The sequence below is a fragment of the Paenibacillus antibioticophila genome (assembly GCF_000455265.1).
GTDB lineage: Bacteria > Bacillota > Bacilli > Paenibacillales > Paenibacillaceae > Fontibacillus > Fontibacillus antibioticophila.
Window position 1 is genome coordinate 226,043 of sequence record NZ_HG005140.1, and the last position, 18,379, is coordinate 244,421.

General features: G+C 51.3%; 21 protein-coding genes and 1 riboswitch. Of the genes, 11 read left to right on the forward strand and 10 right to left on the reverse strand.

Features of this window, described 5'->3' with window-relative positions:
• Positions 1 to 132: 132 nt before the first annotated feature.
• Positions 133 to 1,182, reverse strand: a complete 1,050-nt coding sequence (locus TX85_RS14940; RefSeq protein ID WP_044480311.1) for a lactonase family protein — start codon at positions 1,180 to 1,182, stop codon at positions 133 to 135.
• A gap of 223 nt (positions 1,183 to 1,405) precedes the next feature.
• Between TX85_RS14940 and TX85_RS14945 the strand changes: the two genes are divergently transcribed.
• Positions 1,406 to 1,885 (forward strand): CcdC family protein, encoded by a 480-nt coding sequence (locus tag TX85_RS14945; protein ID WP_044480312.1) that lies wholly within the window; start codon positions 1,406 to 1,408, stop codon positions 1,883 to 1,885.
• A 120-nt stretch (positions 1,886 to 2,005) separates the two neighbouring features.
• On the opposite strand, the gene TX85_RS14950 is transcribed toward TX85_RS14945, so the two are convergent.
• Together TX85_RS14950 and TX85_RS14955 are read right to left on the reverse strand one after the other, a co-directional pair.
• A complete protein-coding gene (locus tag TX85_RS14950; RefSeq protein WP_044480313.1) occupies positions 2,006 to 2,215 on the reverse strand; it encodes a cold-shock protein in 210 nt (69 codons plus the stop codon).
• 95 nt (positions 2,216 to 2,310) lie between these two features.
• On the reverse strand, positions 2,311 to 2,511 hold the full coding sequence (locus TX85_RS14955; RefSeq protein ID WP_044480314.1) for a cold-shock protein: 201 nt from the start codon (positions 2,509 to 2,511) through the stop codon (positions 2,311 to 2,313).
• 257 nt (positions 2,512 to 2,768) lie between these two features.
• Positions 2,769 to 2,881, forward strand: a riboswitch (TPP riboswitch).
• A gap of 185 nt (positions 2,882 to 3,066) precedes the next feature.
• On the opposite strand from TX85_RS14955, the gene TX85_RS14960 reads away from it, so the two are divergent.
• From TX85_RS14960 to TX85_RS14975, 4 genes are all read left to right on the forward strand, one after another.
• Positions 3,067 to 4,059 (forward strand): ABC transporter substrate-binding protein, encoded by a 993-nt coding sequence (locus tag TX85_RS14960; protein ID WP_101781181.1) that lies wholly within the window; start codon positions 3,067 to 3,069, stop codon positions 4,057 to 4,059.
• 289 nt (positions 4,060 to 4,348) lie between these two features.
• Positions 4,349 to 4,645, forward strand: a complete 297-nt coding sequence (locus TX85_RS14965) for a thiamine-binding protein (protein ID WP_044480316.1) — start codon at positions 4,349 to 4,351, stop codon at positions 4,643 to 4,645.
• Positions 4,642 to 5,415: an ABC transporter permease gene (locus TX85_RS14970; protein ID WP_044480317.1), complete on the forward strand. Its 774-nt coding sequence runs from the start codon at positions 4,642 to 4,644 to the stop codon at positions 5,413 to 5,415. The genes TX85_RS14965 and TX85_RS14970 overlap by 4 nt, the downstream gene beginning before the upstream one ends.
• Before the next feature lie 10 nt (positions 5,416 to 5,425).
• Positions 5,426 to 6,235 (forward strand): ABC transporter ATP-binding protein, encoded by an 810-nt coding sequence (locus tag TX85_RS14975; RefSeq protein WP_044480318.1) that lies wholly within the window; start codon positions 5,426 to 5,428, stop codon positions 6,233 to 6,235.
• A 36-nt stretch (positions 6,236 to 6,271) separates the two neighbouring features.
• Here the strand turns inward: TX85_RS14975 and TX85_RS14980 are convergent, their stop codons facing one another.
• Positions 6,272 to 6,886 (reverse strand): HD-GYP domain-containing protein, encoded by a 615-nt coding sequence (locus tag TX85_RS14980; RefSeq protein WP_049894980.1) that lies wholly within the window; start codon positions 6,884 to 6,886, stop codon positions 6,272 to 6,274.
• Positions 6,887 to 7,150: 264 nt separating this feature from the next.
• On the opposite strand from TX85_RS14980, the gene TX85_RS14985 reads away from it, so the two are divergent.
• Both TX85_RS14985 and TX85_RS14990 read left to right on the forward strand, forming a co-directional pair.
• The gene (locus TX85_RS14985) at positions 7,151 to 7,738 is read left to right on the forward strand and encodes a DUF2087 domain-containing protein (protein WP_044480319.1); all 588 of its coding nucleotides are present in this window, start codon (positions 7,151 to 7,153) and stop codon (positions 7,736 to 7,738) included.
• An 84-nt stretch (positions 7,739 to 7,822) separates the two neighbouring features.
• The gene (locus TX85_RS14990; RefSeq protein WP_044480320.1) at positions 7,823 to 9,085 is read left to right on the forward strand and encodes an MFS transporter; all 1,263 of its coding nucleotides are present in this window, start codon (positions 7,823 to 7,825) and stop codon (positions 9,083 to 9,085) included.
• A gap of 2 nt (positions 9,086 to 9,087) precedes the next feature.
• On the opposite strand, the gene nfsA is transcribed toward TX85_RS14990, so the two are convergent.
• Both nfsA and TX85_RS15000 read right to left on the reverse strand, forming a co-directional pair.
• A complete protein-coding gene (gene nfsA / locus TX85_RS14995) occupies positions 9,088 to 9,831 on the reverse strand; it encodes an oxygen-insensitive NADPH nitroreductase (protein ID WP_044480321.1) in 744 nt (247 codons plus the stop codon).
• A 63-nt stretch (positions 9,832 to 9,894) separates the two neighbouring features.
• A complete protein-coding gene (locus tag TX85_RS15000) occupies positions 9,895 to 10,461 on the reverse strand; it encodes an LOG family protein (RefSeq protein ID WP_044480323.1) in 567 nt (188 codons plus the stop codon).
• Between the two features lie 152 nt (positions 10,462 to 10,613).
• Here TX85_RS15000 and TX85_RS15005 point away from each other — a divergent pair, with 152 nt between their 5' ends.
• From TX85_RS15005 to TX85_RS15015, 3 genes are read left to right on the forward strand one after another with little or no spacing between them, the layout of a single operon-like run.
• Positions 10,614 to 11,468, forward strand: coding sequence for an SPFH domain-containing protein (locus TX85_RS15005; protein ID WP_044480325.1), 855 nt, complete (start codon positions 10,614 to 10,616; stop codon positions 11,466 to 11,468).
• A 14-nt stretch (positions 11,469 to 11,482) separates the two neighbouring features.
• On the forward strand, positions 11,483 to 11,686 hold the full coding sequence (locus TX85_RS15010) for a hypothetical protein (protein WP_044480326.1): 204 nt from the start codon (positions 11,483 to 11,485) through the stop codon (positions 11,684 to 11,686).
• Entirely contained in the window at positions 11,667 to 12,272 is a 606-nt protein-coding gene (locus TX85_RS15015) for a hypothetical protein (protein WP_044480327.1), read from the forward strand. Before TX85_RS15010 ends, TX85_RS15015 begins: the two co-directional genes overlap by 20 nt.
• Positions 12,273 to 12,369: 97 nt before the next feature.
• On the opposite strand, the gene TX85_RS15020 is transcribed toward TX85_RS15015, so the two are convergent.
• From TX85_RS15020 to TX85_RS15035, 4 genes are all read right to left on the reverse strand, one after another.
• On the reverse strand, positions 12,370 to 14,601 hold the full coding sequence (locus TX85_RS15020) for a heavy metal translocating P-type ATPase (RefSeq protein WP_044480328.1): 2,232 nt from the start codon (positions 14,599 to 14,601) through the stop codon (positions 12,370 to 12,372).
• Between the two features lie 69 nt (positions 14,602 to 14,670).
• Positions 14,671 to 14,877: a copper ion binding protein gene (locus TX85_RS15025; protein WP_071784209.1), complete on the reverse strand. Its 207-nt coding sequence runs from the start codon at positions 14,875 to 14,877 to the stop codon at positions 14,671 to 14,673.
• Positions 14,878 to 14,923: 46 nt separating this feature from the next.
• Positions 14,924 to 15,316: a metal-sensitive transcriptional regulator gene (locus tag TX85_RS15030; RefSeq protein WP_044480825.1), complete on the reverse strand. Its 393-nt coding sequence runs from the start codon at positions 15,314 to 15,316 to the stop codon at positions 14,924 to 14,926.
• A 291-nt stretch (positions 15,317 to 15,607) separates the two neighbouring features.
• Positions 15,608 to 17,314: an ABC transporter substrate-binding protein gene (locus tag TX85_RS15035; RefSeq protein WP_044480330.1), complete on the reverse strand. Its 1,707-nt coding sequence runs from the start codon at positions 17,312 to 17,314 to the stop codon at positions 15,608 to 15,610.
• Between the two features lie 203 nt (positions 17,315 to 17,517).
• Between TX85_RS15035 and TX85_RS15040 the strand changes: the two genes are divergently transcribed.
• The gene (locus TX85_RS15040; RefSeq protein WP_044480331.1) at positions 17,518 to 18,378 is read left to right on the forward strand and encodes a helix-turn-helix domain-containing protein; all 861 of its coding nucleotides are present in this window, start codon (positions 17,518 to 17,520) and stop codon (positions 18,376 to 18,378) included.
• Position 18,379 lies beyond the last annotated feature (1 nt).

Here is an 18,379-nt window from a genome sequence, read left to right on the forward strand (position 1 = left end):
TTGTCAAACCTTTTTTTTACAAAAAAAAGAACACCTTACGGTGTTCCAAGCAATTATTTTAATTGAAACCGCATGTTCAAAAAGCCGGTTGTTCAACACCGGGAAGGTTGCGAGAACCCGAAGAGAACCGCCTCATAAAGGTGCTATGCATGACGGTTGCTTAAGCGCCAGTCCATGCTCTGTCGCTGTCAGCCCTCCAGTGGCCGGGTCCCTGCGAAATACGGCAATATCGTCTCCGTTCTGGTTCGCGATCAGCACAAAGCGTTCAAGCACTGCAAAATTACGCGGCCAGTTGATTCTTCCGCAGGTCCACTCCGGCGTCTCCAGCGCTCCCGTCTCCAAATTCACTGTGAGCTTGACGATACTGTCATGGCCCCGATTAGAGCCGTATACGTATCGGCCGTCCGGAGACAGATGGAGGTCAGCCGGGTAATTCTCTCCCCCGAAGTCCTCCGGTACGGTTGAAACATGCTGGAGAATCTCCAAATGGCCTTGAATGCGGTTATAGGCAAATACCGTAATCGTACTGTTCAGCTCATTGATCGCATAGGCATACTCCCCGTTCGGATGAATAAGGAAGTGGCGCGGCCCTGAACCCGGCGGAAGCTCCACTTCTCCTGCCGTAGTCAGCTTTCCTTCACTTAGATCGTAATAGATAATCTGATCCAGTCCCAGATCGCATACATAAGCATAGCGTCCGTTAGCATCAGGAACAATGCTATGGGCATGGGCCGCCTCCTGCCGGTCCTCGCGGAATCCCTGGCCCACATGCTGGACCAGGGCCGCAAGCTCGGCAGCGGCTCCCCGCTCATCCAGCACATAACGATTCACATGGCCGCTGGAATAGTTGGCCGCATACAGGCTGCCCCTTCCATCCAGCGATAAATGACATGGATCCGCACCTTCTGTCGAAATCCGAGCCAGTTGGGTCAGCTTCCCGTTCTCCCGATCAATTTCATAACTGAACACCGCCCCCTCACTTTGCTCGCTGACAGCATAGAGACGGGTATGATCCTGATTGACGACCAGGAACGAAGGGTTCTTAATACCCGAAGCGCCATGCAGCAGTTGAAGCGCTCCCGTGTTGTTATCCAGCTCGCAGAGATGGATTCCATCGTTGCTCTCCTCCGCATAAGATCCTACATAGAACAACAGCTTATCATCCCGGTTTATGTTATTCATCGCAATTCCTCCCTGGAATAAAGGTTCTTTAAGATAGATGGAGCAGGCAGTGGACTATGATCGTAAATCCACTGTTCACCTTTTTTTCCCTCCCTACAGGTCGAGTGAAACAGAAGCTGCAGAATATGTTATAATGTTCTAACTTATAGAGGATGTTCAACAAGTCGTCTTCTAATCACGAAGTATCACTTAATGATCTGCTGTCAAGAAAGGGATCTGTTAAATGAGCCAACTATTAGATTCGCCGTATTTCCAGCTGTTCTTTACAATCGGGGCCGCATTGATGGCCATATCCGTCCTTATCGTCCGGCTCAAGGCGAGCCGCCGGCCTGTGACGATCAAGAAGATTATCATCCCTCCGCTGGGAATGGCTACCGGCTTCCTAATGTTTATTGAGCCGCAAATGCGAATCCCATGGATCTGGGTGATTGTCGCGTTTGCTGCCGGATGGTTTCTGTTCTCCTACCCCTTGGTTCGTACCACCCATTTCGAGACAGTTGATGGAGAAGTGTATGCCAAGCGTTCACCAGGCTTCGCCTATATCCTGATCGGGCTGCTAGCTGTTCGCCTTGCTCTGCATGAGGTCGTAGAGCAGTATATTTCCGTGCTGCAGACGGGCTCCGTCTTCTTCATCCTTGCGTTCGGAATGATTCTCCGCTGGAGATTGTTTATGTACACGAAATTCAAGGCGATTCAGCATTAGTTCCAAGATATTTCATTTCATTCGGGGATGCAATCCCCTGCTCTCATGAAAACAAGCTGCCTTCCGGCCTTTGCCGGGAAGCAGCTTGTTTGTTGTTGCAGAATCAGTGTTAATCTGGGACTAGCCTTCGGATTTCAGGGAACTGGAATTAATCAGCTGAGGCAAGAGCTTGGTTCCCTTTACCATTTCAGAGGAACACAGCGGACATACCGGATTATAATCAAACGCAAAGTTATCCCTCATCCATCCGTTGCAATCATCGCTTATGCAAGACCAAACTGCGGTGTTCTCCTCAGGAATCTCTTCAATCGTTTTTTTACGGTAGTTCATGATTACCTCCTAGAATGTTATCTATTGCCAGCGTGCCGAAAAAGAATACAAAAGCCGCCCTCAACGCGGGGGCGTTAAGGGCAGCCGGCTCTGCATTACAGTTTTACGACATTCTCGGCTTGCGGCCCGCGGTTGCCCTGAACCACATTAAATTGAACGCGTGCACCTTCGTCCAGCGATTTAAAGCCATCGCCGGTAATTGCGCTGTAATGAACGAAAACATCCTTGCCGCCTTCAACCTCGATAAATCCGAAGCCTTTTTCGGCATTGAACCATTTTACTGTTCCAGTTTCCATGTTTGTTGCCTCCTCGATACAGATTAACATGTTCCTTTTTTCGTAAAAAAAATTCACACATTGAAAAAAGTTCACTTTTAAAAAATTGACACTCTTTTCAACATGCGAATATCACTTCTTTAAATTTCCAGATGTATTAATTATACTCTGCTGGAAATTAAAAAGCAAATCAATCAGCAAGGATACCCGAGGAATTTTCAGCTTGCCTGCTGGACAGACAGGGGTTACGTGTCTATAATGACTAGTGTATCCGCAGTTACATAGTTCGGGGGAGCTGGAATAAGGCCGGCTGAGATTGTATCCCATCAAGATACTGACCCTTTAACCTGATCTGGGTAATGCCAGCGTAGGAAGAATGACAGAGCATGGCTCGTATATTTTGCCATGAACCTACGCGTCCCGCATTCGGGGCGCTTTTTTTATCCCAATACGCCGTGCAAGGAACTCTATCGCATTTTCTTCACGGTTCAGGAGAACGTAAACCTATCGCTGCGGAAATTCATGCACTAGAAGGAGTGGATTTCTGTGAAGAAAAAAACGCTGTTCCCGCTCGCTATGGCCGTCTTGATTGCAGCCATGCTTGCGGGCTGCGGAAATCAGGGCAGCACTACAGACAGCTCTGAAGGAACAAATGGGCAAGCAGCCCTGAAGGACGTAACCGTTGTGCTGGACTGGAGCCCCAACACGAATCACACCGGACTTTATGCCGCCAGAGAATTGGGGTATTACGAAGCGGAAGGATTGAACGTAGAGATCGCGCTCCCGGGCTCGGGCGGCGCAGATGCTATGGTTGCTTCCGATGAAGTGCCCTTCGGCGTAAGCGTTCAGGAGAACGTGACCCAGAGCCGCTTGCAAGGGGTTCCGCTCGTCTCGATCGCGGCGGTTATCCAGCATAACACGTCAGGCTTCGCGGCTCCGGTAGATCGCGGAATCAAATCGCCTAAGGATTACGAAGGTAAAACTTACGGCGGCTGGGGATCCCCTGTCGAGGAAGCGATTATGAAGTCCATTATGGATGTGGACGGCGGCGATATATCCAAGGTCAAGCTCGTCAATATTGGTGAGGCAGACTACTTCACAGCCGTGAAGCGGGATATTGATTTTGCGTGGATCTTCTATGCGTGGACCGGAATTGAGGCCGAGCTGCGCGGAGAACCGCTGGACATGCAATATATTAAAGATTATTCGGACCAACTGGACTACTATACGCCGGTCATCGTCACCAATGAGAAGACTATTGCAAATGATCCGGACCTGGTGCGGGCATTCATGCGTGCTGCCTCCAAGGGTTATCAGTATGCAGCCGAGCATCCGGAGGAATCTGCAGATCTGCTGCTGAAGGCTGTACCCGAGTTGGACAAAGAACTGGTGCATGCCAGCCAGAAATGGCTAAGTCCGAAATATCAGGATGATGCACCACGTTGGGGAGAACAAAAGCCGGAAGTCTGGAAGAACTATTCCGACTGGATGTACGAGCGCGGACTGATCGAGCAAGAGCTGGATATCGACAGCGCCTTTACGAACGACTTTTTACCTGAGACGAACTGAATTTAGCAGAAGTTATTTATGTTGAACTTAGAAGTTACGTAAAAGGGCATAAGTATGATGTGTTCTGTAGTGAAAGCTTTCTGTAAGAAAGCTACATCGAGAGCATACGCTCGTAAGCGGTCGCCTTTGTGAGTGGGATTTCTACCTTATGGATGGCTTAGTTTAATCAAAGAAATCCTCGAACAACAGCGATCGTAAGGACACTTCATACGTTGCCCCCAGCGTAAAATTCTTCTGTTCAACTTCTACAGATAACTTAATCAAATTAATTCAAGAGAGGATGTTCGCTATGTCAAACACATTGCTCAGTATTCAGATTATTCCTAAGACACCTAACGGTGAGGATTCCATTCCTTATGTAGATCGTGCCATCGAGGTTATCCAGAGCTCCGGGGTCAAATATCAGGTCAATGCCTTGGAGACAACGATGGAAGGAGACCTGGATGAGCTGCTGGAAATCGTGAAAAAGATGAATGCAGCGGTCGCTGAATTCGGAAGCAACAGCATCATTTCGCAGGTTAAAATTGTATACAATCCTGAGAAAGGCGTCAGCATGGATAAGCTGGTCGAGAAATACCGTCCATGAATTCCCGCCGTCTCTGGAACAGGATTTGGCCGCCGCTTGCGGCGGTCATCCTGTTTATACTGGTATGGCAAGTATCCACCTCGCTATTTAATATTGAACAGTGGGTTTTGCCCAGCCCTTCAACCATTGCCGATCAGGCCGTATCTGAAGCCGCTGGCCTCTGGGTCCATACCTTCGCAACGCTTCGCCTAATGCTGCTTGGCTTTGTTATCGGGAGTGTTGTCGGGCTTTTGGTTGCTTTTCTGCTGCACTATATTCCTTTTCTAAAATCCGCCTTATACCCGCTAATCATCCTGAGCCAAAATGTACCTACGATTGCGCTCGCACCGCTTCTGATGATCTGGTTCGGGTTCGGGCTGCTGCCGAAGATTATCGTCATCACACTTGTCTGCTTCTTCCCTGTCGCCGTAGCCGCCATGGACGGACTGACGCGCACGGACCGGGTTATGCTTGACTATATGCGAATGTCCGGGGCATCGAGACAGGCTATCTTCACCAAGCTGGAGGTTCCTCACGCGCTGCCATCGATTTTCTCCGGATTGAAGATCGCGGCAACCTATAGCGTTATGGGGGCCATTATTGCCGAGTGGATCGGGGCGGACAAAGGAATCGGATATTATATGATGCTGCAAAAAGCATCATTCCGGACAGACCGCACTTTCGTTGCCATCGCAGTGATTGTCATCGTCAGTCTCGCCATGTTTGCATTGGTCGCTTTGCTTGAGAAATGGCTGATCCGCTACAATCCAACAGAGGATAAACAGAAATGAGGGGAATTCAATGAACATGATTCAATCCCAGCAACCGAATCTTCCAGCCGCTGCGCTTGAGCTTCAGAACATCAGCCTTGCGTTCGCCGATGGTTCACAGCGCCTGCCCGTATTGAATGATATCTCCCTCACTGTGCCCTCCGGTCAGTTTGTCTCCATTATCGGACCCTCCGGCAGCGGAAAAAGCACGCTCTTTCATGTGATTGGCGGTCTGCTTCGGCCGGAACAGGGGCTTGTACGGATACACGGACAAGATGTGACTGGAGAGCGGGGCTATATCAGCTATGTTCCGCAGAGGCCTGCACTATTTCCCTGGCGAACGACCCGTGATAACATTTTGCTGGCAAGAGAAATCTCCGGAGGTATCGATCAGCATGTTCGCGCCGAGGCGGAGAACTGGATAGCGAAGGCCGGATTAAAAGGCTTCGAGAAAGCTTATCCTCACATGCTGTCCGGAGGAATGCAGCAACGCGCCTCCTTCCTGCGCGGTCTGATTGCTCCGCAGGAGCTGCTCTGTCTGGACGAGCCCTTCAGCTCGCTGGATGAATTAACCCGTCATGAAATGCAGGAATGGCTGCTGGAGCTATGGGAGGAACAACGCCGTTCGGTCTTGCTCATCACACACAGCATTGAGGAAGCCCTCTTGCTCTCGGACACGGTCTACCTGTTCTCCAATCGACCCGCCTCCATTATCCATAAGGTAGCTGTCCCCTTTGAGCGGCCCCGCCGCAAGGATATTGCCAATGATCCCGAATTTCTCAGGCTTAAGCGCGAGGTCAGTGAACGCATGGTTGAACAACAACGCAAAAAGCCAATCTGAGCTGCATTTCCCACTCGGATTGGCTTCATTTATTTATTATAAGGAATATATATTCAGCGTCTGTTCCGATATTTCCATCATTGCATGCACGATTTCCGGGTCAAACTGAGCGTTGGCATTGCGGATCAGCTCGAGTCTCGCCTCGCTCAGACTGATTCTTCTCCGATATATTTTGTTTGATGTCATGGAATCAAAGGCATCAAGCACCGCACAGATCCGAGCCCCAAGCGGGATATTCGTACCTGCAAGCCCGTCGGGATATCCTCTGCCATCCCACCGCTCATGGTGATGCCTTACAATCGAGATGATCTCGGGGCCAAAGCCGGGGTCTCCCTCTAGCATCTTCGCACCGATCTCCGGATGACTGCGGATGATCTTCCATTGCTCCTCATTAAAGCTATCCCTTTGCGTGATCAATTCCCGAGAGATGGCCGTCTTACCGATATCATGCAGAAAGCATCCTCGGCTCAACTGGCCTGCGGCCTCCTCGCTCAGCTCCAATGGAACAGCTATCTTCTCGGCCAGCATGGCCAAGCGCGACGAATGGTGATAGATATCCGGATGCGTATCTCTCAGCTTCTTAATCCATATTTTCGCTTCCGGACCCCGTTCCCATCCCGAATTATCCACGTTGATACTTGAAGCAACCAACAGCCTGCCTCCTAATACCTGTTTCACAAGTCGTTATATTTTCTCTTCTACTTTTGGAACACTTTTACATTATAGGTCAAAAGTTATTAAATGCATAGAAATAAGCGACAACAATCTTTCAAAATACCAGCTTTTCGCCAAAAACAGGCCTTTAGTTGCATATAAAATTACCTGCAACTTTGTCGATTGACTTGTAAACCCGATCATGGTAATTTAATTATATTCTAATTAGATGAATGTTTAATTTGTTAAGGAGGGATCGAAATGCAGATTGATCGTATTGTTCAGTTCCATAAGACGATGGGCGATATTACCCGTGTACGTATAGTTGCTTTGCTAAGAAACGGTCCCCTTCATGGTCAGGCCTTGGCCGGAAAGCTGGGAGTGTCCCCTCCGACGATTACTCATCACATGACTAAATTAAGGGAGGCGGACCTCATTTACGAACGCAGAGAGAAGAATACGATTTATTTCTATTTGAATGAGAAGAGCCTGAATCTGCAGGCGGAAGCGATATTAAGCATCGGGGGCGGCGGAGCGGAGCCTTCTTCTCGTGAGCCTGCCGGAGACCTGGCCCTGCAGAAACAGACGGTTATCAAGAATTTCTTTACCAAGGAAGGCAGGCTCAAGCATTTGCCGGCCCAGCAGAAGAAGAAGCGGATCGTGCTCGAGCATCTGGTCGAGGGCTTGAAGCCGAACACGAAGTATACAGAGAAAGAGATTAATGAGTATATCAAGCAATACCACGAGGATTATGCGACGATCCGGCGCGAATTTATAATGCATCAATACATGTACCGGGAGAATGAAATTTATGAATTGAACCCTCGGGAAATCTGGGAGAAGCCTTGATGGCTTCCCTACTTTTTTGAAATATTAATTAGATATATATCAAATTAGATTGTTATTAAATTTACTTAATAGTAAGGAGTTATCATGCTTATTCGAAAAGGAGTACTTCACCACGAAAGAGATTATGCAAAATTATTCGGGGCTGGAATCGTGAACGGAATTGGCGATCGCATTAGCCAGGTGGCTGTGCTGGGGCTTCTGTTGTCATTAACCGGCTCCGGGCTTGCCGTAGGAATCGCGTTCGCAATCCGGCTCGTTCCTTATCTGATCTTTGCGCCGCTTGGCGGCTGGTTGGCAGACCGTTTCCCCAAGAAGCGATTAATGATTGCTGCGGACCTCATCAGGGCCGTCTTCGCCCTGCTTCCGGTATTCGTCAGAGACGTTGGGGACATCTGGATCATCTGGTTATCCATGTTCCTGCTGTCTGCCGGAGAAGCTCTCTATGTTCCCGCCCGGATGTCAGCAATCCCGCTTCTGGTCAGGAAGGAGCATCTCCTGAAAATCAACAGCCTGGAAGAGGTAATGACCGGCTTTATTTTAATTTTCGGCTCCGTAACCGGGGGCGCGGTGGCGGTCTGGCTCGGTTCGGAGGCCTCGTTCTTGTGTAATGCCGTATCCTTCCTGATATCCGCACTGCTGCTGGCGAGGCTGCCTCAGCTATCCAGGACTGCGCAGCATGACGAGCACGCTCAGCCACAATCAGCCTCCCCAGGCTCCCTGGATCATTCACAATTAGAGCCGATGGCACGCAGACAGGGATGGGCTGAATTCAAGTCCTTGCTTGCCGCCTCTCCCTACCTGCGACTCATGCTCTTTATCTTTGCGGTATGGCCGATCGGTGACGGGATCTTTAATATTTTGCTCAGCATATATGCCACAGAGGTGTTCCATGCGGGTGATTTTGGAATCGGGCTCATGTACGGGGCGCTAGGCATCGGGCTTGTCGCTGGTTCAGCCTTGACCGGAAGATTCGCCGGTCAGCTTCGGATCGCCGCGATCCTCACGCTGCTCGCCGAAGGAATATGCCATATCCTCGTCAGCCAGAGCGGTTCTATGCTGATTGCCGCTGGACTTATGGTGCTGACAGCTGCCATCTCCAGTATCGGCGGAGCCTGCAACCAGACCCTTCTGATGAATACCGTACCGGAGTACCTGAGAGGAAGATTCATGGGCATACTCGGTTCCATGCAGAACACGATCATGGGCATTTCTATGTTTCTGAGCGGATTTCTGCTGGAGGTTCTCACCCCGAGGATGCTTGGACTGGCCGGAGGCCTATTCCTCATGACGATGGGCGCTTGCTTCACCGCCGTTTACCTGTTTTTCCGCCCTCGCCTGCAGGCTTGATGCTATTCCTTAAGGAATCCCCTATCCCGCAAAAATGACTTCATATGCGCCCGGGACGGGTGAACAAGCTTCTCCGCCATCAGGAGCGACCATGGCGTATCCTTCGCACCACCGGTTCTCTCCCGCAGGTACTCCGCCATGACCTCATCATACCGCTCCACAGCGGCCTCCCCTTGCTGCGGGCGGTACTGTTCCCAATGGAGCACCGCTTCCTGCGGCAGCCGTGGCCGTTGTCCGGGGTTCTGATCGGGGTAGCCGAGACACATGCCGAATACCGGATAGGCCAGCTCTGGCAGACCCAGCAGCTCGGACACCTCCTGACTGTGGTTCCGGATACCGCCAATATAGACTATGCCAAGTCCCAGTGATTCCGCAGCCACTGCCGCATTCTGTGCTGCAAGCGCCGCATCCACGGTCGCCACAATGAAGTTTTCCGTCGTCTGCTCGTAGCTTTGCGCCTCGGGATGATGACGCTCAGCAGCGCGCTTCAAACGTGACAAATCACCGCACCAGACCAGAAACACCGGACACTCTGCGATGTAAGTCTGCTGTCCGCACAGCTCCTTCAGCTTATCCTTTTGCTCCGGGTCCGTAACTGCAATCACCGTATACGCCTGCACATTGCTGGAGCTGGAGGCCATCTGCCCTGCGGCAACAATCGTCTCTACCTGCTCCTTCGTCACCGGTGCATCCGAATACTTCCGGATCGAGCGATGATTCATCAATAATGAGATCGTGTCATTCATATCGGATTTCGCTCCCTTCAATGAACTAATGAATAGGGTGTGCTGCGTTGAACGTCCTTCCTATTACACTTGATATTGCCGAATGCCGGGCGGTATGTAGCTTTCAATAAAAGCCTCAATTTGCCCGATCGAATCTGAAAACAGGATTTTACTCCGATCTTCCGTACTCAAGAAGCCTTCATCCACCATTTTGCTATAAAAGGAATCCACATGATCGTAGTACCCGTTTTTATTATAAAAAATACACGGATGCTCATTCTGTCCGATTCTCGCCCAAGAGACGCATTCCGTAATCTCCTCCAGAGTACCGGGACCGCCAGGCAGGGCCAGATACGCCTTGCTTAAATCCATCATATATTTCTTGCGCTCCGGCATGGAATCTACCACGATCAGCTCCGTCAGATGAGGATGGGCCAGCTCACGGTCGCGCAGGAAGCCCGGAATAATCCCAATAACCTCTCCGCCATGACTCAAAACGGTATCCGCCAATATCCCCATCAATCCTGCTCTTCCGCCGCCATAAACCAGCACATGACCCTGACGGGCGATCCACTCCCCAATCTCAACCGCCGCCTTCTGATAAACAGGCGAGTTGCCCAAACTTGCTCCGCAATATACCGCTATATTCATCTATCTGATCCTTCCTTTCCTGCTTAGTCGCTTAATTATCATAACACAGAACATATGTTTGTCTCTATCCCGAAGTTACCTATTTACATTAATATACAAAAGTGATATCATTAAAATATCAAATTAATATCCCACTATAAGGAGTGCTCGCTATGTTAAAAGAGAAAGAGTTGTCCTATTTGAACGGGTTTGCTGGCCTGCTGTTTATTGTTCTTATCGGCGTCGCAGGAGGCTATCTGATCTCCCTTCAATCCACACTCCCGCTGATTGTCGGGATTATCGCATGTGCGATTGCGTTTATTCTGCTAACCGGACTTACCATTGTACAGCCGAACCAGGCCCGCGTCCTGACCTTCTTCGGTCGATATCTGGGGGTCATCCGCAAGAGCGGCTTCTATCTTTCGATTCCATTTTCCACACGCAAAGCGGTATCGCTCCGCGTTCGCAACTTCAACAGTGCCAAGCTGAAGGTGAATGATGTGAACGGAAATCCGATCGAGATCGCAACGGTCGTTGTCTTCTCCGTCGTGGACTCGGCGGCCGCCTTGTTCGAGGTTGATGAATACGAGACTTTTGTCGAAATTCAAAGCGAGACGGCACTGCGCCATGTAGCCAGCAAATACGCTTATGATCAACCGGACGGTACGGGCTTCTCCTTGCGGGGCAACACCGAAGAAATTGCACTGGAGCTGACCGAGGAGCTGCAAAAGCGGCTTGAAATTGCCGGCGTAAAGGTCATTGAATCCCGTCTCACCCACCTGGCTTATTCCACTGAAATCGCAAGCGCCATGCTGCAGCGCCAACAGGCCGAGGCCATCATCGCCGCCCGCGAGAAAATTGTCGACGGTGCCGTTACCATGGTACAAATGGCTATCGAGCGCCTGCAAAGCGACAATGTCGTCGAACTGGATGATGAGCGCAAAGCAGCTATGATCAACAATCTGCTTGTTGCCGTCGTGGCCGACCGCTCCGCCCAGCCGGTCATTAATACAAGCTCGCTGTACTAAGGGACATCCAGACGATGCCAGCTAAAAAAAGCTTCCCTTTGCGTCTTGACCCAATGTTGTATGAAGCTTTGGAGCGCTGGGCGGCGGATGAATTCCGAAGCGTGAACGGCCATATCGAATATTTGCTGCGGGAGGCTCTAAGGAAAGAGGGACGGCTGCCTTCTCCGAAGCGCGCTCCCGGCAAGGAGGTCAAGGATCATGCAGACGAAGACGAGTAAGAAGCTTAATAAGCCTTGGTGGGTATCCAAGGCCACGACTGTGCTGCAGCAATTTGCCCAGACCGGAGGCGGCTCCTTCGTTCCCGCTTCCTTCAAAAACTGGAAGTATACCGGACAGCATGTACGCATCGAGCTGGGGCACGGGCGCGGAACATTATATGTCACCATAAAAGATTCCGGCTCCGAGTCCTCCCAGCTCATTACGAGTATCCAGTACTCCTTTCAGCCTCGAAGAAAGTTTCAGTTTCATCTGTGCAAGGTCAATCGGCTAATCTTTATTCCGTTTCATTCGGAGCTGAAGGATGCGTCTATGCCGAATTCTGCGATGCAGAAGAGCTTTCACGCCAAAGCCACTCACCCTAGCCTGCTCCGTCAGCTGTTGAAGTTCGAAGGGCTTCAGGAAGTGTTGGAGAGCAAGCCGGACGCTTATATCTCGCTGAAAACAAAGGATCGCAGGCTGCTGCTAACCTTGACGGAAGCGAGCAAAAAACCCGATGCCGACAGCTTGAATCAAGGAGTACGGCTTATGCGGTATTTTATCGCGGCCCTGGAGGAGCATGGAGTCATTCGGGAGAATTATCGTTAAGAATGGTTGAAGCGCATAAAGCCTTTCCCTTGCCGGAATCACTCCGGTGCGGGAAAGGCTTTATGTGTTAGTCCTTCCATATTCCAATTACCGATACCTACAGCTTCACTCTCTGCAAGCGAAGCGCGTTGAGAACCACCGATACCGAGCTGAGAGCCATAGCCGCCCCCGCCAGCCATGGGGCCAGGAAGCCCGCCGCAGCGACCGGTATGCCGATGGAGTTATAGGCGAGCGCCCAGAACAGATTCTGCTTGATGTTGCGCATCGTGCGCTTGCTCATCAGAATCGCATCCGGCACGCCTTCCAGGTCGCCACGCATCAGCGTCACATCCGCGGCCTCCATCGCCACGTCGGTGCCCGTACCGATGGCAATGCCGACATCGGCCATGGCGAGGGCAGGCGCATCGTTGATGCCGTCTCCGACCATCGCAACCTTGCGGCCCTGCTCCTGCAGGCGCTTCACTTCGGCTGCCTTGCCCTCCGGCAGCACCTCGGCCAGCACCTCATCGATGCCGACCTCGGCGGCAATCGACTTGGCGGTCCGTTCATTATCGCCCGTGATCATGACCACCCGAAGGCCAAGCTCCTTCAGACGGGCTACCGCCTGCCGCGAGCTGTCCTTCACCTGGTCGCTCACGGCCAGCATGCCGGCGTACTGCCCGTCGACGGCCAAGAGCAGCACGGTCTTGCCGGCCTCCTCGAGGGCCGTCATCCCGTCCAGGGCCGTGCCGGCGTCCACGCCCTCACGCGCCATCAAGCGGCGCGTTCCGGCCAGCACGCGGCGGCCCTCCACTACGGCGGCGATGCCATGGCCCGGCACCGCCTCGAACGCGGAAGCCTCCGGCAGCTCGTGGCCCGGTGCACGGGCCCCGGCGATCACCGCTTCCGCGAGCGGATGCTCCGAGCTGCGCTCGGCCGCACCGGCCAGGCGCAGCAGGTCCGCCTCGTTCCAGCCATCGGCAGGAACGACGCTCTCCAGCTCAGGCTGGCCGCGCGTGATCGTGCCGGTCTTATCCAGCACGATCGTGTCCAGCGCCTGAGCGCTTTCCAGATGCTCGCCGCCCTTGAACAGGATGCCGTATTCGGCCGCACGGCCCGAACCCGCCATGATCGAGGTCGGCGTTGCCAGACCCAATGCGCACGGGCAGGCGATGACAAGCACTGCGATTGCTTTTTCCAGCGCCCCCGCAAAGCTGCCCGGCTCAACGATAAAGAACCAGACGAGGAACGTTACCAACGCGATCCCGACGACAATCGGCACGAAGATGCCGGAGATGACATCCGCCACCCGCTGAATCGGCGCCTTGGAGCCTTGTGCCTCCTCCACAACCCGGATGATCTGGGCCAGTGCGGTCTCGCGGCCGACCTTGGTCGCCTGGATGCGGAGCGAGCCATTCTTGTTGACGGTAGCGCCGATGACAGCATCGCCCTCCCGCTTCTCTACAGGAATGCTCTCGCCGGTCAGCATCGATTCATCCACCGCCGACGTGCCGAAGACAACCTCGCCATCGACCGGGATCTTTTCCCCCGGCTTTACAATAATTACGTCTCCGGGCACAACCTCTTCAATCGGCACGCTGATCTCTGCCCCGTCCTTAAGCACCAGCGCCGTCTTCGCCTGCAAACCCATCAAGGTTTTGATCGCTTGGGAGGACCGTCCCTTTGCCAGCACCTCGAACCATTTGCCCAGCAGGATCAGCGTAATCAGCACCGAGCTCGTTTCATAATACAGCTGGGGGGTATGTCCGTGGCTCATCGACAAGCTGTCCAGACTGAGATACAGACTGTAGAAATACGCCGCCGACGTCCCCAGCGCAACCAGCACATCCATGTTGGCGCTCTTGTTGCGCAGGGCCTTATAAGCCCCGATATAGAAGGTTCCTCCGATCAGGAACTGAACCGGTGTGGCCAGAATGAGCTGGAACCACGGATTCATGAACAGCTCGGGGGTCCAGATAAACGAGGTGAACGAAAAATGCCCGGCCATCGCCCACAGGAGCGGAGAGGACAGTGCCGCCGAGACGATCAACCGAAACTTTTGCTTGCGGATCTCCGCCTTTCTTGCCTCATCCGTGTCCTGCTCGGATTGCTTCAGAGCCGCCTGATACCCGAGCTGGCTCACCTTCTTCAAGATGTCATCCATCGACACTTGACCAGATGTATACTTAACCTGAGCTGTCTCCAGCGCAAAATTGACATTGGCCTCCACGCCTTCCATCCGGTTCAGACCCTTCTCGATCCGGTTGGCGCAGGCCGCGCAAGTCATCCCCGTAATTTGCAGGGTTGCCGCTTGATCAATGGCCGCAGGATTTGTCTTTGCCGTTTCCATACCCACACTTCCTTTCGATGCTCCATACCCCTAGGGGGTATATAGAAGGCGACAGAAATTTCTTTCTGTCTATTCGCCTACCACGTCATAGCCTTGCTCTTCAATGGCTCCCTTGATCGCTTCAACCGTAACCTTATCCGCGTCGTAAGCTACCGTGACACTCTTTGCAGCCAGATCTACCTTCGCTTCAGCGCCAAGCTCTTTTACCGCGCCTTCCACAGACTTTACGCAATGGTTACAGGACATTCCTTCTACCTTCAAGGTTACATTCGACACCTTATTCATCCTCCTAAAAGTTTTATAAAGGAAGTTCAATTTCCTACTACTTCATCAGCTTCTGAACGGTTAACAACAGCTCATCAACTACTTCTGTCTCTCCCGCCTGAATGCGTTCGATCACGCAGCTCTTCATATGTCCCTCCAGAAGGAGCTTGCCCACACTATTTAAAGCCGATTGAACAGCCGCAATCTGATTGAGCACATCATCGCAATAGGTATCCTTCTCAATCATCCCTTTAATTCCGCGAATCTGTCCCTCAACCCGGTTCAACCTGCTGATCAGATTGCTCTTCACCGCATCAGAGTGGTGACTGTGCCTTGCATGAGCATGCTCGCCAGCCTCATGAGAACAACATGCTTCCGGCTTGGCAGCTTGATCCTGATGTCCGGCAGCACCATGACCAGATAGCTTGCTTAACTCTTGTTCATTCACCATCTTCACTTCCTCCTCCCCATCCTTTTGTCCAGGGAACAACAGTCCATTCACATCAAACTTCCTGCCGTTGAGTACATCATACTATACCCCCAGGGGGTATGTAAAGAGACTTTCTTTTTTATTTTTCACACCTGCTATTCAATCTATGTATCCACTCGCACAGATAAAGAGCATTTGGCAACTTTCTTTCCGCGCTTGTTTCGACGCACGAGCAGGTTACGCATGCATAAAAAATCCGGTAATGCCTCGCTATGACGAGGGACTACCGGAGAACGTATCTGCTGTCCAGATTTAATCGATAGCCTTGCCTGTAAAGAGCTCAACTCTCGCTTTTACCAGCGCCGTGTATTGCTCTTCCATTTCTCTAGCTCCAGCCTTATCTAATTTGGCGAGGAATTCATCATACACCTGATCGAACTTATCCGGCGCTTCCAAGATGGCTGCTGGAATTCTCTTTTGGATAATATCCTGTGTTTTCTGATAGATAACCTGATAGTCTCCATCCGTCGGAACCTGCATATTGTACAAGGCCCCCCACTCTTTGACCGGAAGCTCCTCCTCACTAGGGAACAGATCCTTCCAGGTCGTGGCGTTATAAGCAGCGAGAGTTTCTTTTTCAACCTCCGAATAACTGGCGATAATCTGCTCCGGGAAATTGGTTGTATAGTAGTTGCCTGTAGCATCCTTCACGCCATCCCCGTAACGCGGTCCGAAGATGGTGTATAGATCAATCCCCGTCTCCTTGGCAAAATTGTTGGTATCGTTTACTTTTCGATTGAGCACATCCTCAGGGATGACACGAACGCCATCTTCCACGTTATAGTGTTTCCCCTCGATTCCCCAGTTTCTCAGCACCTGGCCCTCGTCCGATGCCAGCCAGTCAATGAACTTGATCGCACGCACCGGATTTTTGCAAGCGGTTGTAATACTGATTCCGTAGCCGTCCACTCCGAAAGACTGCATCGCATGGTCCTTGTATTCTTCACTCAGCGTCACCGGAAAGTGCGCGTAGGTGTACTCGTGTTTGCCCGCGGCTTTCAGTGCATTCTCCGCTTCACCGTATTCCCAATCCACTGAGGTCAGACCCAGGACACGGCCGCTGGCGATTTTGGCTTTGTATTGATCTTCTTTTTGGACAAAGGAATCCTTATCCAGCAATCCGTTATGATACAGCTTGTTCAACCAGCGGAAATATTCCCGTTCAACCGGTCGTTTATAATGAAGCACCGCTTCATAGGTTTCAGGATCCACATGATATTCGCCGTCATTCATTCCATTCGTAGTGTTATTGGCTTGATTCGTTACGGTTATCATCATTTTCCAGCCATCCGCATTCAGCGTGAGAGGAATCGTCGGTTGTCCGTCCGTGGTCGGATGGTTCTCCACATAGGCTCTAAGTACGTTCTCAAAGTCATCGATCGTTTTGACTTCCGGATAACCAAGCTCCTTCAGCACGCGATGCTGAATCTGGAAGCCGTTTACGGCATCAAAATATTGCTGTCCAACGCCGATATTGGTCGGAATTGAATAGATCGCCTGATCCTCAATACTGTATTTCATGCGGTTCATATTTTCGCTCATCAGCTTTTTAATATTAGGGGCATGCTCCTCGATCAGTTCCGTAAGGTCGATAATCGCCTCACTGTCTACCAGCTTGCCGAGCTCGCCTTTTGCAAAAATAAGATCAGGATAATCGCCGCTGGCCGCCATAAGTGAAATTTTATCCTGGCCGCCGCCGCTGCCAACATCAAACTCCGCATTCAGGGTAACTCCGGTTTTAGCGGTGATTTCCTTGCCGACTTCATCCTTCATGTTATTCCAGTTCGGGCTTGCATCAGCACCAAAAAAGGTAAATGAGATCGGACTATTCTCATCTCCGCCGGTTCGATTCCCCGAATTTGAATCCACGGCATTATCCCCTGAATTACCGCAGCCTGCAGACATGAGCAACATGCCAGCCAGTGCAAAAACTCCAATTTTTTTGTTCAAGCTTCGCATCTAATCATCCTTCCCCCTGTCTATCTCCCGATTCATTTCAATTGAATGCGCTTACTTTCATCGAAGCGAACCATCATGGCCGGCGAATGGTGGTCTTGCTTACAGGTATTATTCTAGCGTACCGAATAAGACCGAACCTTGATTTTCAAGTCATCCAATAGCATGATATAGACATGTATGCAGGCTAAGGGGGCATTGAGGTCATGACGAACGTCTACTTGAACTGGTTTACAATGGATGAGGATTTCCCTTTCTTCATTCAATATGGAGGCCATGATGAAGACACCAACACCCATAACCATGAGGATTTCTCCGAGCTGGTCATTGTCCTGAACGGGCATGCCACACATATCGTGAATAATGAAGAAGCTTTTATCAAGAAGGGCAATGTGTTTGTCATTAACGGCAGCACCTCCCATGCCTATAAAGAGCCTCAGGACTTCAGGATCTGCAACATTATGTATAAACCGGAGTTGCTTGAATCCGCCGCCCAGGATCTGCGAACGCTGAACGGCTTTCAAGCACTGTTTATTCTGGAACCTTTCTATCGGAACATTACGACGTATAAAAGCAAATTGAGCTTGACCATGTCCAGTCTGGAGTATGTGGCGCATCTGGTCGCTGCCATGATCGAGGAATACGAATCCCGGCTTCCCGGCCGTCAAACGATGCTTACTTCGCGCTTTATGGAACTCGTCGTTTACTTATCAAGACATTATGACCATGGTGAAAAGGATCTGGACAGTGCCATGATGCATCTGGCGAATGCCGTCTCCTACATTGAAGATCACTACCTCGAGCCGATTACGCTGGAACGCATCGCTGCGAAATCCAATATTTCCATTCGGCATTTGAACCGGATTTTCAAGGCCTATTATCAGACCACGCCGATCTCTTACCTTCAACGGCTTCGTCTTGAAAGAGCCTGTATGCTCCTCAAGCAGACCCACTTATCCGTCACGGAGATCTCTTATACCTGCGGATTTAATGACAGCAATTATCTTACCCGCCAATTCAAAAAGGCTTACGGCGTGTCGCCGCAAGCCTATCGGAAGAACCGGTGAA